Source organism: Micromonospora coxensis (assembly GCF_900090295.1).
GTDB classification, from domain to species: Bacteria; Actinomycetota; Actinomycetes; order Mycobacteriales; family Micromonosporaceae; genus Micromonospora; species Micromonospora coxensis.
The window spans coordinates 4,236,602-4,253,283 of sequence record NZ_LT607753.1 but is presented as its reverse complement, the minus strand read 5'-3'; the positions used below and the strand labels follow the sequence as shown (position 1 = coordinate 4,253,283).

The window sequence follows — 16,682 nt, the reverse complement described above, 5'->3', positions numbered from 1 at the left end:
CCGGAGTGTGACGCCGCACACGGCCCCCGCCTGTCGCGGGCGGGGGACGCGGGGCGGGGTCAGAGCGGCGGGATCTCGTCGGCCAGGGTGAGCCAGGTCTCCTCGGTCCGCTCCCGCTCGGCGCGTACCTCCTTGAGCTGCGCGTCGAGTTCGGCGACCTTGCCGTAGTCGGTGGCGTGGGTGGCGAGCTGGTCGAGCAGCGTCGCCTCCTTCTGCTCCAGCTTGCCGATCTGCCGTTCCAGCCGGGTCAGCTCCTTGCGGGCCTGCCGGGCCTCGGCGGCGGACATCCCGGTGGTGGCCGCCGGGGCCGGGGCCGGACCGGTGTCGGCCTTGGCCGGGGCGCTCGCGCCGGCGGCCCGGGCGAGGTACTCGTCGACGCCGCCGGGCAGGTGCACCAGCCGGCCGTCGCCGAACATCCCGTACGCGACGTCGGTGACCCGCTCGATCAGGTAGCGGTCGTGGCTGGCCACGACGATGGTGCCGGGCCAGGAGTCGAGCAGGTCCTCCAGCGAGGCCAGGGTGTCGGTGTCGAGGTCGTTGGTGGGCTCGTCGAAGAGGAGCACGTTGGGCTCGCCGGCGAGCAGCCGCAGCATCTGCAGGCGGCGGCGCTCCCCGCCGGAGAGGTCGCTGACCGGGGTCCAGAGCCGCCGGTCGTCGAAGCCGAAGACCTCGGCGAGCTGGGCGGCGGAGATCTCCCGGTCGCCGAGCTGCACCCGGCGGGCGACCTCCTCGACGGCTTCGAGGACCCGCAGGTGGCCGGGGAGTTCGGCCAGCTCCTGGGAGAGGAACGCGGGCCGGACGGTGGAGCCGGTGCGCAGGCCCCCGCCGTCGGGGCGGGTGACGCCGGCCAGCATGCGCAGCAGGGTGGTCTTGCCGGCGCCGTTGCGGCCGAGGATCGCGATCCGGTCGCCGGGGCCGACCTGCCAGGTGACGTCGTGCAGGATCTCCTTGGGGCCGGCGTGCAGCGTGACGTGCTCCAGGTCGTACACCTGCTTGCCGAGCCGGGCGGTGGCCATCCGTTGCAGCGACATGGTGTCGCGCGGCGGGGGGACGTCGGCGATGAGCGCGTTGGCCGCGTCGATACGGAACCGCGGCTTGGAGGTGCGGGCGGGCGGGCCGCGGCGCAGCCAGGCGATCTCCTTGCGGAGCAGGTTCTGCCGGCGGGCCTCGGTGGCGGCGGCGACCCGCTCCCGCTCGGCGCGGGCCAGGGTCCAGGCGGCGAAGCCGCCCTCGTACGCCCGGACGGTCTGGTCGGCGACCTCCCAGGTGGTGGTGCAGACGGCGTCGAGGAACCACCGGTCGTGGGTGACCACGACCAGGGCGCCCTTGCGGCCGATGAGGTGCTTGGCCAGCCAGTCGACGCCGCCGACGTCGAGGTGGTTGGTGGGCTCGTCGAGGATCAGCAGGTCGGCCTCGCGGACCAGCAGCGCGGCCAGCGCCACCCGGCGGCGCTCGCCACCGGACATCGGGCCGACCGGCTGGTCGAGGCCGAGGTGGGGCATGCCGAGGCCGTCGAGGATGGCGCGCACGCCCGCGTCGCCGGCCCACTCGTGCTCGGCGCCCATGCTCTGGCCGAGCCACGCGGTGCCGAGGACGACGTCGCGGACGGTGGCCTCGGGGGCGAGCTGGAGGGACTGCGGCAGCCAGGCGACGCGCAGGTCGCGGCGGTGGGTGACCCGGCCGTCGTCCGGCTCCTCCTGCTTGGTGAGCAGCCGCAGCAGGGTGGACTTGCCGGCGCCGTTGAGGCCGACCACGCCGATCCGGTCGGCGTCGTCGAGGCCGAGCGAGACGTCGGTGAGCAGCGGCCCGGCGGCGCCGTACCCCTTGGACACCCGGTCCAGGTTGACGATGTTGGCCACGACCTCACCTCCCATGATCAAGGCGTCCCGGTGCCGGCTGGCACCTCGGGACGCCTGGCCTCCCAGCGTACGCGGACCAGCCCGCCCCACTCCGGCCCGACCCAGCTCTTGATCGACTCCGTTTGCGGCGTGTCGCGGTGTCCCTGGCGGGCGAAGGCGCGACACGCCGCAAACCGGGTCGATCTCGCGTCCGGGCCTCGGGGGTGGACCGGGTCGGGCGGGTGCGACGGTCAGACGACGCGGGCCCCGGCCACCGGGCCGTGGGCCACCCGCGCCTCCCGGCACACCCCGGCCGCCTCCACCTCGCCGGCGATCCGCTCCGCGTCGGCCGCGCCGGTGGCGAGGAAGACGCAGGTCGGGCCGGAGCCGGAGACGATGCCGGCGAGCGCGCCGGCCGCCTCGCCGGCCTTGAGGGTGTCGGCGAGCGACGGGCGCATGGCCAGCGCGGCGTCCTGCAGGTCGTTGCCGAGGGCGGCGGCGAGCACCCGGGGGTCGCGCTGGCGCAGCGCCGCGAGCAGCCCGTCGGTGCTGCCGAGCGGCTCACCGGCGGTGCCGGCGTCCCGCAGCCGGTCCAGCTCCCGGTAGGCGGCGGGGGTGGACAGGCCGCCGTCGGCGATGGCCACCACCCAGTGCCAGGAGGTGGGGCGGGCCAGCACCGGGCTGACCGCCTCGCCCCGCCCGGTGCCGAGCGCGGTGCCGCCGTGGATCAGGAAGGGCACGTCGGAGCCGAGGTCGGCGGCGATGCCGGCCAGCTCGTCCCGGGACAGGCCGGTGCCCCAGAGGGCGTCGCAGGCGACCAGGGCGGCGGCCGCGTCGGCGCTGCCGCCGGCCAGCCCGCCGGCCAGCGGGATCTGCTTGCGCAGGTGCAGCCGGGCGTGCGGCATGACCCCGGCGTACCCGGCGAGGGCGTGGGCCGCCCGGATGACCAGGTTGGAATCGTCCAGGGCCAGTTCGCCGGCGCCCTCGCCCTCCATGGTCAGGGTGAGCGTGTCACCCCGCCGGGCGGTCAGCTCGTCGTGGATGGAGATCGCGTGGTAGACGGTGTTCAGCTCGTGGTAGCCGTCGCGGCGCAGCGGCCCCACCCCGAGGTGCAGGTTGACCTTGGCGGGCACCCGGACCTTGACCGGGCCGGCGGCCCCGCGCCGCCGCTGCTCGTCCTCGTCGTCCGGTCGCCAGGCCTCGGTCACGGAGCGACGTCCCGCAGGCGGATGTCGAACGGCTTGCTCACGATCAGCTCCTCGGCAGGGTCGGCGGGGGCGTCGACCGGGTCGTAGGCGTACAACGGTGGGCCCTGCGCGGGCAACGGCGCCAGCCTAACCGGCGGTGGGGGCGGCGGTCGGGGCCGACGCGGCGATGGCGGCGAACTGCTCCACGGTGAGTGACTCCCCGCGTGCGCCGGGGTCCACCCCGGCGGCGGTGAGCGCGGCGGCGGCCCGGTCCGCGCCGCCGGCCCAGCCGGCCAGGGCGGCGCGCAGGGTCTTGCGGCGCTGGGCGAACGCGGCGTCCACCACGGCGAAGACGGCCTGCCGGGCGACGTCGTCGCGGGGCGGCTCGCGCCGGGTGAAGGCGACCAGGCCGGAGTCGACGTTCGGCACCGGCCAGAACACGTTCGGCGGCACCCGGCCGGCGGCGCGGGCCCGGGAGTACCAGGCGAGCTTGACCGACGGGATCCCGTACACCTTGGAGCCGGGACCGGCGACGAGCCGGTCGGCGACCTCCTTCTGCACCATCACCAGGCCGTGGCGCAGCGTGGGCAGCTCGGCGAGCAGGTGCAGCACCACCGGCACGGCGACGTTGTACGGCAGGTTCGCCACCAGCGCGGTCGGCGCGGGACCGGCCAGGTCGGCGGCGGTGACCCGCAGCGCGTCGGCCTGGTGCACGGTGAGCCGGGCGGCGTCCGCGCCGGCGTGCCGGGCGGCGGTCTCCGGCAGCGCCCCGGCCAGCGTCGGGTCGATCTCCACGGCGTGCACGTGCGCGGCCACCGGCAGCAGGGCCAGGGTGAGCGAGCCGAGGCCGGGGCCGACCTCCAGCGCCACGTCGTCGGGGGCGAGCCCGGCGGTGGTGACGATCCGGCGGACCGTGTTCGGGTCGTGCACGAAGTTCTGGCCGAGCTTCTTGGTCGGGGCGACGCCCAGGCGGGCGGCGAGTTCCCGGATCTCCGCCGGGCCGAGGAGACCGGTCACGCCCCGTAGCGTAGCGGCGGGCTCCGGCCCGCTCACCACGGGCCGAAGACCCGGTCGCCGGTGGCGGAGACGGCCGCGCAGAGGTCGTCGAGGTCGGCCCCGGTGGTCGCGGCCAGGGACCGGAGGGTCAACGGGATCAGGTACGACGCGTTGGGCCGCCCCCGGTGCGGCATCGGGGTCAGGTACGGCGCGTCGGTCTCCACCAGGATCTGGTCGATCGGGGTGAGCGCGGCGGCCTCGCGCAGCGCGCCGGCGCTGCCGAAGGTCACCGTGCCGGCGAAGCTGAGCAGGTAGCCGCGGCGCACGCACTCGGCGGCGAACTCGGCGTCGCCGGAGAAGCAGTGCAGCACCACGGTGTCGGGAGCGCCCTCGTCGTCGAGGATGCGCAGCACGTCGGCGTGCGCGTCGCGGTCGTGGACGACCAGCGCCTTGCCGTACCGCTTGGCGATGGCGATGTGCGCGCGGAAGCTCTCCTCCTGCGCGGCCCGCCCCTCGTCGCCGGTACGGAAGAAGTCCATCCCGGTCTCGCCGATGCCGCGTACCCGGTCGTGGGCGGCGAGCGTCTCGATCTCGCGCAGCGCCTCGTCCAGGTCGGCCAGGCGGGGCGCCTCGTTGGGGTGCAGCGCCACGGTGGCCAGCACGGCCGGGTGCCGCGCGGCGATCCCGGCGCCCCAGCGGGAGGAGTCGACGTCGACGCCGACCTGGACCAGCCGGTCCACGCCGACGGCGGCGGCCACCTCGATCGCGGCGGCGACCGGGTCGCCGGCGACGCCGTCCGCCGCTCGCGACCCCGGCTCACTCGTCGCGCCGGCCAGGGGCACCCCGTATTCGCCGACCGTGATGTCCAGGTGGGTGTGGCTGTCGAGCACGGGACGGGGCAGCGGCTCCGGGGCGGGCGGGAACTCCCCGGCCCGCCGGGCGGCGCGCTGCTTGCGGGTTTCGGTGCGTTCAGTCATCGCGGCCAGCATCACACACCGACACGCCGTCGCGTCTCCGGGACGCCATCGACTGTTCACCGGTCCGGCATCAGCCGCGCTTACCGTCTGCAGGATGACCGTCACTCCTCAGGCAAGCGGCATCGGACTGCGTGTGACGTACGAGGGCACGGCGTACCCGGCGGAGGAGATCGCCCGCGGTGCGGCGTACGAGTTGTTCAGCGCCGAGGAGGCCGCCGGATTCGAGTGGGCGCCCCGCCCCGGTTCGGCGCTGCCGTGGCGCAGGTTCGTGCACGTGACCGAGGTGGACGCGGTGCACGGCACGAGTGAGCCGGCCGAGGAGCCGGAGGCGCCGCTGCTGGTGCCGCTGCACCGGGAGCGCGGCTGGGCGTACGTGCAGCAGCTCAGCCAGCAGCCGGCGGCGGCCGGGGATCCGACGCTGCGCACGGTGCGCGCCTCGGCGGTGGTGCGGCGGGGCACCCGGATGGTGAAGGTGCTCTCCGCCCAGCAGCTCGCCGGGGTGGTGAAGGGGTGGCTGCCGCACGGGTTCTGCTTCCGCGAGCACGACGTGGCGCACCTGCGTACCCCGGCCGGGCTGGCGGTGCTGGGCGGTGACGGCGGCGCGGCCGGCGACGTGGCCTACGCCCTGCGCTGGCGGGCCGCGGACCCCGGCGACTACGACGTGCCGGTCGGCCCGGCGCACCGTGGGCTGCTGGCGTTGCCGCCCCGCGACCGGCTCGGCCCGCCGGTGCTGGGCACCGGGTTCGTGCCGAGCAGCGGGCAGCTGATCCCCGAGTTCGTCACCCGGGACTTCGCCGACCTGCCGCTGCCGGCGAACGCGACCCTGCTGGCCTACACCGCCGAGGGGGTCGAGGTGGTGCTCTACGCCTACCAGGCGGAGCAGCGGGGCTGGCTGCGCATGGCCGGCCCGCAGTGGCGGCACCTGCTGGCCGCCGTGCCGGGGCTCTCGCCGGACCAGGAGTACGTGCCCACCGGGGACGCGCCCCGCTCCACCCAGCTGGTCGGCCGCTACGCCGGCGGCGAGTACGAGGCGGTGGCGGACCTGCCGGGCGGGTTCCGGGTGCTGGCGATGACCCGGGCGGCCCGCTACCCGGTGGAGTCGGTGGGCCGGCGGCTGCGCTACGCCCACTGGCGGGGCGCCCCCTGCCAGGTGCTGCGGGAGGAGCCGGGCTGGCTGCGGCTGCGGCTGTGCCGGCCGGACCCGGACGCGGTGCTCGCGACCGGGGCGCAGTGCCAGGAACGGGGCGTGTACGAGGTGTGGGCGCCGGGCGCGGAGGTCACCGACGACCGGGTGGTGGACGTGCCGTATCCGCTGGCATAAGCCCGGGCGGGTCGGGAAAGCGCGCTCGTCCGAGACGCGACGACCGGGAGACCCGATGCCCTTCATCACCGTCGGCGCGGAGAACTCCGCGCCCATCGACCTGTACTACGAGGACCACGGCTCCGGACAGCCGGTGGTGCTGATCCACGGCTTCCCGTTCAACGGGGCGACGTGGGAGAAGCAGTCCGGCCCGCTGCTGGCGGCCGGCTACCGGGTGATCACGTACGACCGGCGGGGCTTCGGCGCGTCCAGCCAGCCGGCCTCGGGGTACGACTACGACACCTTCGCCGCCGACCTTGACATGATCATGACCGAGCTGGACCTGCGCAACACGATCCTGATCGGGCACTCGATGGGCACCGGTGAGGTGACCCGCTACCTGGGCACGTACGGGTCGAACCGGGTGGACCGGGCGGTGCTGCTCGCGCCGTTGGCGCCGTTCCTGCTGAAGACGGCGGACAATCCCGAAGGCGTGGAGCAGAGCCTCTTCGACGGGTTCAAGCAGGCCATCCGGGACGACCGGTTCGCCTTCCTCACCCAGTTCTGCCAGAACTTCTTCAACTGGGACGCCAACAAGGGCGAGCTGGTCAGCGAGGAGGCCTTCCGGGCCCACTGGAACATCGGGGCGCAGGCGTCGGCGATGGGGACGCTGGCCTGCGTGGACGCCTGGTTGACGGACTTCCGCGGCGACCTGCCCCGGATCGACGTGCCGGTGCTGATCGTGCAGGGCGACCAGGACATGGTGCTGCCGTACCCGGTGACCGGCCAGCGGTTGCAGCCGATGCTGCCGACGGCGACGTTGGTGACGTTGAACGGCGCCCCGCACGGCATCCCGTGGACCAACGCGGGCGAGGTGAACCAGGCGATCATGGAGTTCGTCGGCGCCCCGGCGATGGCCCGGCGCTGAGACGCGCGACGGGGACGGGCGCAGTCGGCGCCCGTCCCCGTCGTCGGCCGGGTCAGCCCGCCAGGCGGGCCAGTTCCTCGTCGACGATCGACGGGTCGAGCTTGCGGAAGACCGGCTTCGGCGCGGCGAGCGGCCGGCCCGCCTCGATCGGCACCGACTCCCAGCGCGCCCCGACCGTGTAGTCGCCGGTCAGCACCGGGTACGCCGGCCCGCCGTCGAGGTCCTCGACCTCCTCGATGACCGGCATCGGCGCGTGCACGCCGGTGCCGCCGAGCAGCTCGTGCACCTGCTGCGCGGAGTGCGGCAGGAAGGGCGTGAGCAGCGTGTTGGCGTCGCTGACCACCTGGAGGGCGACGTGCAGGATGGTGCCCATCCGGGGCTTGTCCGCCTCGCCCTTGAGCTTCCACGGGGCCTGCTCGGAGAGGTACCTGTTGGCCTCGGCGACCACCTTCATCGCCTCGCCGATCGCCTGCTTCTGCCGGTGCTTGGCGATCAGGTCGCCGACGGTGGTGAAGCCGGCGCGGGCCACCGCGAGCAGCGCCTCGTCGGCCTCGGTGAGCCCGGCCGGGTCGACCGGCGGGATCGCGCCGAAGTTCTTCGCCGCCATCGAGATGGAGCGGTTGACCAGGTTGCCCCAGCCGGCGACCAGTTCGTCGTTGTTGCGGCGGAGGAACTCGGCCCAGGTGAAGTCGGTGTCGTTGCTCTCCGGGCCGGCGACGGCGATGAAGTACCGCAGCGCGTCGGCGTCGTAGCGCTCCAGGAAGTCGCGGACGTAGATGACGACCTTGCGGGAGGAGGAGAACTTGCGTCCCTCCATGGTCAGGTACTCGCTGGAGACGACCTCGGTGGGGAGGTTGAGCCGGCCCAGTTCGCCCGGCTGGCCGTCGCGCGCGCCCTCGCCGGAGTAGCCGCCGAGCAGCGCCGGCCAGATCACCGAGTGGAAGACGATGTTGTCCTTGCCCATGAAGTAGTAGCCACGGGCGTCCTTGCCCTCGCCGTCGGCGGACCACCACTTGCGCCAGGCCTCCGGGTCGCCGGTGCGGCGGGCCCACTCGATGGACGCGGACAGGTAGCCGATGACCGCGTCGAACCAGACGTAGATCCGCTTGTCGGGGCGGTCCTGCCAGCCGTCGAGCGGGATCGGCACGCCCCACTCCAGGTCCCGGGTGATGGCCCGGGGCTGGAGGTCGTCGAGCAGGTTGCGGGAGAACCGCAGCACGTTGGGGCGCCACCCCTCCCGGTTGTCCAGCCACTGGCGCAGCGCGTCGGCGAGGGCCGGCAGGTCGAGGAAGAAGTGCTCGGTCTCGACGAACTCCGGCGTCTCGCCGTTGATCTTCGACTTCGGGTTGATCAGGTCGATCGGGTCGAGCTGGTTGCCGCAGTTGTCGCACTGGTCGCCACGGGCGCTGTCGTAACCGCAGATCGGACAGGTGCCCTCGATGTAGCGGTCGGGCAGGGTCCGGCCGGTGGACGGGGAGATCGCGCCGGTGGTGACCTTCGGGACGATGTAGCCGTTGCGGTGCAGCCCGGTGAAGAGCTCCTGCACCACGGCGTAGTGGTTGCGGGTGGTGGTGCGGGTGAACAGGTCGTAGGAGAGGCCCAGCGCCCGGAGGTCCTCGGCGATCACCCGGTTGTACCGGTCGGCCAGCTCGCGCGGCGTGACCCCCTCGGCGTCGGCCTGCACCTGGATCGGGGTGCCGTGCTCGTCGGTGCCGGAGACCATGAGCACGTCGTGGCCGGCCATCCGCATGTACCGGGCGAAGACGTCGGAGGGAACGCCGAATCCGGATACGTGGCCGATGTGGCGCGGGCCGTTGGCGTAGGGCCAGGCGACCGCGGCGAGAACGTGACTCATGACCAGCAAGCCTAGTGACCGGCTCCCCGTGCCCGCGAACCAATAGGGCACCCGCCGCGCGCGGCGGGCCGCGACGCCCTCATCGCTGGTCCGATTTGTCGCCGACACGCGGCCTGAGCTGCCCTGCCGTCGCGCCTTCGCGGTGTCCAATGAACGCCGTGACGGCGAGACGAGCGGGACACGACGATCCCTCCCCCGGTGCCCGTGGCGCAGCGGCGCCCGACCGGCCCGCGCCGTCGCGCGGTGGAGCGGTCGCGCCCCAGCCCCGGGTGGTGCCCGGCCCGGACGACTCGCCGGTCGAGGTCGAGCCGACCACCGGCGCCCCGGTCGACGCCGTGCCGAGCCGGGTCCCGGTCCGCCAGCCGCGCGGCCTGCGCGCCGACCCCGATCCGGGTACGACCGGCGACGGCGAACTCTTCTGGCCCCCGATCGAGCAGGTGCACTGGGACGGCACGCCGCTGCGCGAGGAGCCGAAGCGCCCCGAGCGGACCTCCACCGCGCCGGCCCGGACCCGCGCGCCCCGCGCCGCCCACCCGCCGGACCCGGTGCGGGGCCTGGCGGCGTTGCTGGCGCTGAGCCTGCTCGCCGCCTTCTTCGCCTGGGTCAGCGCCGGCCCGTTCTGGCTGGCGGTCGGCCATGCCACCGGCGGGACCGTGGTGATCACGGACTGCGCCGGGAGCGGGTTGACCCAGCGCTGCCGGGGCATCTTCGCCGCCGATCAGGGCCGGTTCCTCGCCCACGGCGTCCGGGTCAGCGGGGTGCCCGGCGAGCGCAGCACCCCCGGCACGACGTTGCCGGCCCGGATGACCGGCGCGGGCGACGACACCGCGTACGTCGACACCGGGGCGGGCGGGCACCTGCGCTGGCTGCTCGGCCTGCTGGTGGTGGCCGGCTGCGGCGCCGGCATCGCCCGCTGGACCGGCGCCACCCGGCTGCCCGACCCCCGGCACCGCCGCCGGGCCACCCTCGCCGCCCACGCCGGCCCCGCCCTGATCACCCTCGGCTTCCTCCTCGCCGCCTGGTGACCCTTTGCCCGGGCCGCCCCGGGCGCGGGAGGCGCGGGCGCGGGAGGCGGGCGGACGTGCGGGCGCGCGCCACCCGGGGAGCGGGAGGCGCGGGGGCGGGAGGACGTGCGGACGCGGGAGGCGCGGGCGCGGACGTGCGGGCGGGGTCAGGCGTGGACGACGGTGTAGACGTCGCGGCGGCGCAGGGCGTACTCGGTGGCGACCTCGGTGATGGCGTCGCGGCGGGAGAGGCCGGCGGCCTCCCGCGCGGCGACGGCGGCGCGCAGGGTGTCGTCGTCGGGGCGTTCCGCCGGCCGCTGCGGCGCGCCGGCCACCACGAGGGTGATCTCGCCACGCGGCTCACCCTCGGCGGCCCAGTCGGCCAGCTCACCGAGGGGCCGCCGGACGACCTCCTCGTACGTCTTGGTCAGCTCCCGGCAGAGCGCGGCCGGACGGTCGGCGCCGAACGCGGCGGCCAGGTCGGCCAGCGCGCCGGCGATCCGGTGCGGGGCCTCGAAGAAGACCAGCGTCCGTTCCTCGGCGGCGAGGGCCCGCAGCCGGGACCGGCGCGCGCCGGGGGTGCGGGGCAGGAAGCCCTCGAAGCAGAACCGGTCGCAGGGCAGGCCGGACAGGGCCAGCGCGGTGGTGACCGCGCTCGGGCCAGGCGCGGCGGTGACCGGCACGCCGGCGTCCAGCGCGCCCCGGACCAGGCGGTACCCGGGGTCGGAGACGCTGGGCATGCCGCCGTCGGTGACCAGGGCGACCGTGTACCCGGCGGTCAGCACCTCGACCAGCTCGGGGGTACGCCGCTCCTCGTTGCCCTCGAAGTAGGAGACGATCCGGCCCGGGACGGCGACGTCGAGGTCCCGGGCCAGCCGGGTGAGGCGGCGGGTGTCCTCGGCGGCGACCACGTCGGCGGTGGCGAGCACCTCGCGGAACCGGGCCGAGGCGTCGGCCGGGTTGCCCAGCGGCGCGCCGAGCAGGACCAGGCGTCCGAGCTCGGACATTTCACCCACGAGTAGCGCTCCTTCATCGACGAGCGTGCCAGTATCGGGGACGATGGACGCCACCGGGCACCTTCAGAGCCTACGATCGCCGGGTGACGAGTGCGTCGACAGCACAGAGCGCGAACGAAGCCGGTCCCGAGCAGGGGAGTTCCCCCACCGGCGGCGGTGACGGCATCCCGGCCGTCGTACGCCGCCGGCTCGCCACCGTCGAGGCCCGGCTGGACGTGAACTCGTGGCTGGCCACCGCCGTGGTGGTGGTCATCGCGGCCGTCCTGCGCCTGCTCGACCTCAGCCGCCCGGCGGGCAAGATCTTCGACGAGATCTACTACGCCCGCGACGGCTACGGGCTGATCGACAAGGGCGTCGAGTGGAACTACAAGGACAACGGCCCGTCGTACGTGGTGCACCCGCCGCTGGGCAAGTGGCTGATCGGGCTCGGTGAGTGGGCCTTCGGCTACGCCGACGCCGAGCACAACATCAAGGTGCCGGGCCATCTGATGACCACCGCCCCGGAGTTCGGCTGGCGGATCTCGGCGGCGATCGCCGGCATCCTGTCGGTGCTGATGCTGACCCGGATCGCGCGCCGGATGTTCCGCTCCACCACGCTCGGCTGCGCCGCCGGCCTGCTGCTGGCCCTGGACGGCTTCCACCTGGTGCTCTCCCGCACCGCGCTGCTTGACATCTTCCTGCTGTTGTTCGTGCTGGCCGCCTTCGGCGCCCTGGTGCTGGACCGCGACTCCCGGCGGCGGCGCTGGGCCCGGGCGCTGGAGGCGGGGCTGGACCCGACCGCCGCCGGGCCGGCCGGGCGTCCGGCCGGCGGCTGGCGCACCTGGCCGTGGTGGCGGCTCGCCGTCGGGGTGCTGCTCGGCTGCGCGGTCGCGGTGAAGTGGAGCGCCCTGTACTTCGTGCCGGCGTTCGGTCTGCTGGCGCTCCTGTGGGAGGTCGGCGTCCGCCGCTCGGCCGGGGTACGCCGCCCGTGGCGGGACGCGCTGCTGGACGAGCTGCCCTGGCTGGTGCTGGCCGGCGTCGTGCTGGTCCTGACCTACCTGGCGACGTGGTCGGGCTGGCTGCTCGGCGACGACGGCTACTACCGGCTGGCCGAGCGGTACCCGAACACCCCCGGCCTGAGCGACACCCCGGTCATCGGGGCGCTGAACAACCTGTTCCAGTACCACAAGGCGGCCTTCGACTTCCACACCGGCCTGGAGACGCCGCACAAGTACCAGTCCTGGCCCTGGCAGTGGCTGCTGCTCGGGCGGCCGGTGGCGTTCTACTGGTCGAACGCGGGCGGGTGCGGGGCGGCGAGCTGCGCCGCCGAGATCCTGCTGCTCGGCACGCCGCTGCTGTGGTGGTCGTTCCTGCCCGCGCTGGCGGCGCTGGCCTGGCTCGGCATCGCCCGGCGGGACTGGCGGGCCGGGGCGATCCTGCTGAGCCTCGCCGCCGGCCTGCTGCCCTGGTTCTGGTTCGCCCTGGACGGCCGGACGATGTTCTCCTTCTACGCCGCCCCGGCGCTGCCGTTCCTGGTGCTGGCGGTGGTCTACGTGCTGGGCGCGATCGTCACGCCGCGCATCCCGGAGGGGACGCCGCAGGACCCGGCCGATGAAGGGCGCAGCGCCGACCGGCGGCTGGTGGGCGGCGTCATCGTCGGCGCGTACGTGCTGCTGGTGGCGCTCTGCTTCGCGTACTTCTACCCGATCTTCGTGGGCAACTCGCTGCCGTACGACGACTGGTCGGGCCGGATGTGGCTGGACGGCCGCTGGATCTGAGCCCCACCGCAGGTCGTCGTCGCGCCCGGTTCCGGATCTCCGGACCGGGCGCGATCGCGTGGGCGGGTGTCCCCTGCCGGGGCGAACGCGAGGTGAGGGCCGGTGGTGGCCGAGCAGGTCGGGCGGATCGCCGCGGACCGGATCTGGGCACACGTAGAGCGCGCCCCGATCGCCTGCCACGGGGGAAGCGGGCGATTGGGGCGCGCAACACAGAGCTTAACCACCCTTGGGCACCGGCACAACGGGCTGACTTCAGTCAGATTTCCGACGGTGCGTGGTCGAGCAAAAGGTTTACATCCGACACCTAACGGACCGTTATCGGACATCCACCGTCCGCCCGGACCGCCGGTGTGGTCGGCGCGTCTCCGGACGGCCGCACCCGTGGGGTGCGGCCGTCCCGGTCAGGACGTGACCGGCCCCCGGGGCAACCAACCGATGAACCGCTCGCGCAGGGGTCGGACCGGGGCCGCGGCGAGGTCGGCGGTCGCCGCGGCGAGGCACGCTCCCAGGTAGACGCTGAGCGACGCCCGGTCCACCCGGTACTCGGCGAGCAACAGGTCCCGCTTGGCCGCGCAGGGCCACTCCTCGCCACACGTCCCGCAGGTCCACCCGGGTGTCACCGGAACGTGCTCGTCGGGCCGGGAGCCCGACGCAGCCGTGGCACCGGTCATCTGTCACTTCCTCTCACGTCCGTCGACGTCGGCCGCGCCGCCGGTCACCACCCGTCGGCACGGAGAGAGACCGGTCGACTCCCCCGTGTCGCCCGAACAGCGCTCCGGAACCCTCCGGCGTTACGCGGTTGCGGTACGTTGACCGTCCATGGCCGTCACGAACCTTTCCGTCGAGCAGGTGCTGGCCTGGCGGGCGCGCCGTCAGCTGCTGCACCGGCCGCCGGGCACCGACGCGGTCGCCGTGGTCGGCCGGCTGGCCGGCGTGCAGGCGCAGGTGGCCTCCGCCGCCGAGCAGGCCGTCGCCGCGCGACAGCCGGCGCCCCGACCGGGTACGACGGCTGCCGCGCTCGCCGACCGGACCCTGGTGAAGACCTGGGCGATGCGTGGCGCCCTGCACCTGCTGCCCACCGCCGAGGCGGCGGCCTACCTGGCGCTGTTGGCCGCCGGCCGGTTCTGGGAGAAGGGCTCCTGGCAGCGCAGCTTCGTCACGGTCGGGCAGCTCGACGCGATCGCCGAGGCGGCCCGGTCCGCACTGGACGGCCGGGTGCTCGGCCGGGAGGCGCTGACCGCCGAGATCGTCGAACGCACCGGTGACGCCGCGCTCGCCGCGCACCTCGGCTCCGGCTGGGGCGCGGTGCTCAAGCCGCTGGCCTGGCAGGGGCTGCTGGTGCACGGGCCGGCCGACGGCAACCGGGTCACCTTCACCCGGCCCGACACGTACCTGCCGGGCTGGTCGGGGCTGCCCGCCCCGGAGGAGGCCGCCGCACGGGTGGTGCCGGCGTACCTGGGGGCGTACGGGCCGGCGGACCCGGAGACCTTCGACCAGTGGCTCAGCCGGGGCGGCTCGAAGCGGCCGATGCTGCGGGGCTGGTTCCGGACCCTGGTCGAGGCGGGTGAGCTGGTCCCGGTGACGGTCGACGGGCGACCCGGGTACGCCCGGGCCGGCGACCTGCCGGAGATCGCCGCCGCCGAGCCCACCGACGACGTGCGCCTGCTGCCCGCCTTCGACCAGTGGGTGCTCGGGCCGGGCACCCGGGACACCACGGTGGTGCCGGCGGCCCGCCGGGCGGACGTGAGCCGGACGGCCGGCTGGATCACCCCGGTGGTGGTGCACCGGGGCCGGGTGGTCGGCACCTGGGAGGCCCGCGACGGCGAGCCCGAGGTGACCCTCTGGCCCGAGTCGCCGCCGGTGCCGGCCGACCGGCTCGACGAGGAGCGGTCGCGACTGCGGTCGTACCTGAAAGGGGTGGGTGATGCGTGACCTGCTGCCACCGGCCGTGTCGGTCGTGGTGGCCGGGCCGGCGGACTGGGTGGGCGAACTGCTGCCCGCCGAGCGGACCGGCCTGGGCGAGCGCGCGGTGGAGAGCCGGCGGCGCGACTTCACCGCCGGGCGGGTCTGCGCCCGGCGGGCGATGACCGGCCTGGGCCTGCCGCCGGTGCCGGTGCCCGCGGCGGCCGACCGGTCCCCGCTCTGGCCGGCGGGCGTGGTCGGCACCATCACCCACACCCGCGACTACTGCGCCGCCGCGGTCGCCCGGGCCGACGACGTGCGCTCCGTCGGCATGGACGCCGAGCGGCAGCGCGAGCTCAACCCGGGGGTACGCCGGCTGATCTGCCGCCCCGAGGAGGAGGATCGCTGCGCCCGGCTGCCCGCGGGCACCGCGTGGCCGGTGGTGCTGTTCAGCGCCAAGGAGACCGTCTACAAGGTCTGGCATCCCGTCGTCGGGTCCTGGTTGGACTTCCAGGACGCCACCGTCGAGCTGGACCCCGACGCGGGGACGTTCACCGCGCGGATCGACCCGGTGCGGGTGGCCGCCGCGACGGTGGCCGATCCGCCCACCGTGGTCCACGGCCGCTTCGCGGTCGAGGACGACCTGGTCCGGACGGCCGCCGTGCTGCTGCGCTGACCGTTCGGCCCCCGACCGGCGAACCGAACGGCGGGGCCGGACCCGAGACGATTCCGGGTTGACCGTACCGACTAGCGTCGGGGAGTTTCATCAAGCCTGATTCGAAGCGCCGAGGAGTACGGTGAGCCAGCCCCAGCCCCCCTACGGGCCGCAGGACCCCAACCAGCCGCCGGTGGACCCGTTCCCCACGGCGCCGGTGCCCCAGTACCCCGCCGACCCGACCGCCGCGCCGCCCCCGGTCTCCGGCCCGCCGCAGAACCCGTACGCGCCGGTCGATCCGACCACCCCGCAGCCGCCGGTTTCCGGCTCGCCGTACGCCCCGCCGCCCGTGTCGGGCTCGCCGTACCCGGCCTACGACCCGAACGCCTCGATGCCGCCGGTGTCGGGGGCGCCGTACCCGCCGGTCTCCGGCGCACCGCACCCGGTCTCCGGGGGCGGCTACCCGCCGGTGTCCGGTCCCGGCTACCCGCCGCCGCCCGGCGCGCCGCTCGGCCCGCCGATGACGTCCGGCGCGAAGAAGAAGCCGTGGCTCATCATCGGCATCGTGGTCGCGGTGCTGCTCCTGCTCTGCTGCGGCGGCGGCATCGCGGCGCTGGCCGTCGGGGGCAAGAAGGCCGCCGACAAGGCGGAGGAGATCGAGCGCTCGCTGCCGACGCCGGGCACGACCTCGCTGCCGGACCTGCCCGGCACGAAGCCGTCGGCGTCCAGCCCGGCCGACGGCGAGACCTTCAACATGAAGGCCGGTGACACCCTGGTCATCGAGGACGACGAGGGCACCCTGGAGATCACCATCCGCAAGTTCTCCACCTCCACCAAGGGCTGCCGCTCGTTCGCCCCGGCCCCGTCCAAGGGCCTGTACCTGATCGCCGACGTGACCGCGACGGTGACCAAGGGCAAGGCGTCGATCAACCCGTTCTACTTCCAGTGGGTGGCCGAGGACGGCACCACCAGCAACGGCCTGGCCGCCGCCCTCTCCGGCTGCGGCGGCGACATGCTGGACTCCGGCAGCGGCATCCGGGCCGGCAGCAAGCGCTCCGGCGCGGTGGTCTTCGACGTCAAGGACAAGAACGGCGTCGTCGAGTACGAGCACCGGTTCGAGGCCGCCGGCTCCTGGAAGCCGTGACCCCTGCGCTCGTGTGACGGGCCGGCCCCCCGCTCGGGGGCCGGCCCGTTCCTGTCGGTCGACCCGCCCGCCAACTCCACTGTGGAGAGCACGATGGCGGATCCTCGTGGACCGCCCGTCGTC

General features: G+C 74.7%; 14 protein-coding genes. 7 read left to right on the top strand and 7 right to left on the bottom strand.

Annotation, left to right across the window (positions count from 1 at the left end):
• Positions 1–59: 59 nt before the first annotated feature.
• From GA0070614_RS19530 to GA0070614_RS19515, 4 genes are all read right to left on the bottom strand, one after another.
• On the bottom strand, positions 60–1,859 hold the full coding sequence (locus GA0070614_RS19530) for an ABC-F family ATP-binding cassette domain-containing protein (RefSeq protein ID WP_088977319.1): 1,800 nt from the start codon (positions 1,857–1,859) through the stop codon (positions 60–62).
• Positions 1,860–2,089: 230 nt separating this feature from the next.
• Positions 2,090–3,046, bottom strand: a complete 957-nt coding sequence (locus tag GA0070614_RS19525; protein ID WP_088977318.1) for a 4-(cytidine 5'-diphospho)-2-C-methyl-D-erythritol kinase — start codon at positions 3,044–3,046, stop codon at positions 2,090–2,092.
• A 126-nt stretch (positions 3,047–3,172) separates the two neighbouring features.
• Positions 3,173–4,042: a 16S rRNA (adenine(1518)-N(6)/adenine(1519)-N(6))-dimethyltransferase RsmA gene (gene rsmA, locus GA0070614_RS19520; RefSeq protein ID WP_088977317.1), complete on the bottom strand. Its 870-nt coding sequence runs from the start codon at positions 4,040–4,042 to the stop codon at positions 3,173–3,175.
• 32 nt (positions 4,043–4,074) lie between these two features.
• On the bottom strand, positions 4,075–5,010 hold the full coding sequence (locus GA0070614_RS19515) for a TatD family hydrolase (RefSeq protein WP_088979526.1): 936 nt from the start codon (positions 5,008–5,010) through the stop codon (positions 4,075–4,077).
• Between the two features lie 82 nt (positions 5,011–5,092).
• Between GA0070614_RS19515 and GA0070614_RS19510 the strand changes: the two genes are divergently transcribed.
• Both GA0070614_RS19510 and GA0070614_RS19505 read left to right on the top strand, forming a co-directional pair.
• Positions 5,093–6,319: a hypothetical protein gene (locus tag GA0070614_RS19510; protein WP_088977316.1), complete on the top strand. Its 1,227-nt coding sequence runs from the start codon at positions 5,093–5,095 to the stop codon at positions 6,317–6,319.
• A gap of 55 nt (positions 6,320–6,374) precedes the next feature.
• A complete protein-coding gene (locus GA0070614_RS19505; protein WP_088977315.1) occupies positions 6,375–7,226 on the top strand; it encodes an alpha/beta fold hydrolase in 852 nt (283 codons plus the stop codon).
• A gap of 52 nt (positions 7,227–7,278) precedes the next feature.
• Here the strand turns inward: GA0070614_RS19505 and metG are convergent, their stop codons facing one another.
• Positions 7,279–9,081, bottom strand: coding sequence for a methionine--tRNA ligase (gene metG / locus GA0070614_RS19500; protein ID WP_088977314.1), 1,803 nt, complete (start codon positions 9,079–9,081; stop codon positions 7,279–7,281).
• Positions 9,082–9,230: 149 nt separating this feature from the next.
• Between metG and GA0070614_RS19495 the strand changes: the two genes are divergently transcribed.
• On the top strand, positions 9,231–10,106 hold the full coding sequence (locus GA0070614_RS19495; RefSeq protein ID WP_231933335.1) for a hypothetical protein: 876 nt from the start codon (positions 9,231–9,233) through the stop codon (positions 10,104–10,106).
• Positions 10,107–10,252: 146 nt separating this feature from the next.
• Here GA0070614_RS19495 and rsmI read toward each other — a convergent pair whose 3' ends face one another.
• Positions 10,253–11,092: a 16S rRNA (cytidine(1402)-2'-O)-methyltransferase gene (gene rsmI / locus GA0070614_RS19490; protein ID WP_408630778.1), complete on the bottom strand. Its 840-nt coding sequence runs from the start codon at positions 11,090–11,092 to the stop codon at positions 10,253–10,255.
• Between the two features lie 92 nt (positions 11,093–11,184).
• Between rsmI and GA0070614_RS19485 the strand changes: the two genes are divergently transcribed.
• On the top strand, positions 11,185–12,858 hold the full coding sequence (locus GA0070614_RS19485; RefSeq protein ID WP_088977312.1) for a dolichyl-phosphate-mannose--protein mannosyltransferase: 1,674 nt from the start codon (positions 11,185–11,187) through the stop codon (positions 12,856–12,858).
• Positions 12,859–13,259: 401 nt separating this feature from the next.
• Here the strand turns inward: GA0070614_RS19485 and GA0070614_RS19480 are convergent, their stop codons facing one another.
• A complete protein-coding gene (locus GA0070614_RS19480; protein ID WP_331715090.1) occupies positions 13,260–13,478 on the bottom strand; it encodes a hypothetical protein in 219 nt (72 codons plus the stop codon).
• A 199-nt stretch (positions 13,479–13,677) separates the two neighbouring features.
• Here GA0070614_RS19480 and GA0070614_RS19475 point away from each other — a divergent pair, with 199 nt between their 5' ends.
• The 3 genes from GA0070614_RS19475 to GA0070614_RS19465 all read left to right on the top strand — a co-directional run bounded on the left by GA0070614_RS19475 (position 13,678) and on the right by GA0070614_RS19465 (position 16,559).
• Positions 13,678–14,790 carry a DNA glycosylase AlkZ-like family protein gene (locus GA0070614_RS19475; protein ID WP_088977310.1) on the top strand — a complete coding sequence of 371 codons (1,113 nt, stop codon included), beginning with the start codon at positions 13,678–13,680 and terminating at the stop codon, positions 14,788–14,790.
• Positions 14,783–15,436, top strand: coding sequence for a 4'-phosphopantetheinyl transferase family protein (locus GA0070614_RS19470; protein ID WP_088977309.1), 654 nt, complete (start codon positions 14,783–14,785; stop codon positions 15,434–15,436). Before GA0070614_RS19475 ends, GA0070614_RS19470 begins: the two co-directional genes overlap by 8 nt.
• A 121-nt stretch (positions 15,437–15,557) precedes the next feature.
• The gene (locus GA0070614_RS19465; protein ID WP_088977308.1) at positions 15,558–16,559 is read left to right on the top strand and encodes a DUF4352 domain-containing protein; all 1,002 of its coding nucleotides are present in this window, start codon (positions 15,558–15,560) and stop codon (positions 16,557–16,559) included.
• The last annotated feature ends 123 nt before the right edge of the window (positions 16,560–16,682 follow it).

Bases quoted from the DNA above. Each gene is read 5' to 3' on its own strand.
- GA0070614_RS19515 (WP_088979526.1), bottom strand. From the start codon at position 5,010: ATGCTGGCCGCGATGACTGAACGCACCGAAACCCGCAAGCAGCGCGCC.
- GA0070614_RS19510 (WP_088977316.1), top strand. From the start codon at position 5,093: ATGACCGTCACTCCTCAGGCAAGCGGCATCGGACTGCGTGTGACGTAC.
- GA0070614_RS19505 (WP_088977315.1), top strand. From the start codon at position 6,375: ATGCCCTTCATCACCGTCGGCGCGGAGAACTCCGCGCCCATCGACCTG.
- metG (WP_088977314.1), bottom strand. From the start codon at position 9,081: ATGAGTCACGTTCTCGCCGCGGTCGCCTGGCCCTACGCCAACGGCCCG.
- GA0070614_RS19495 (WP_231933335.1), top strand. From the start codon at position 9,231: ATGAACGCCGTGACGGCGAGACGAGCGGGACACGACGATCCCTCCCCC.
- rsmI (WP_408630778.1), bottom strand. From the start codon at position 11,092: ATGTCCGAGCTCGGACGCCTGGTCCTGCTCGGCGCGCCGCTGGGCAAC.
- GA0070614_RS19475 (WP_088977310.1), top strand. From the start codon at position 13,678: ATGGCCGTCACGAACCTTTCCGTCGAGCAGGTGCTGGCCTGGCGGGCG.
- GA0070614_RS19470 (WP_088977309.1), top strand. From the start codon at position 14,783: ATGCGTGACCTGCTGCCACCGGCCGTGTCGGTCGTGGTGGCCGGGCCG.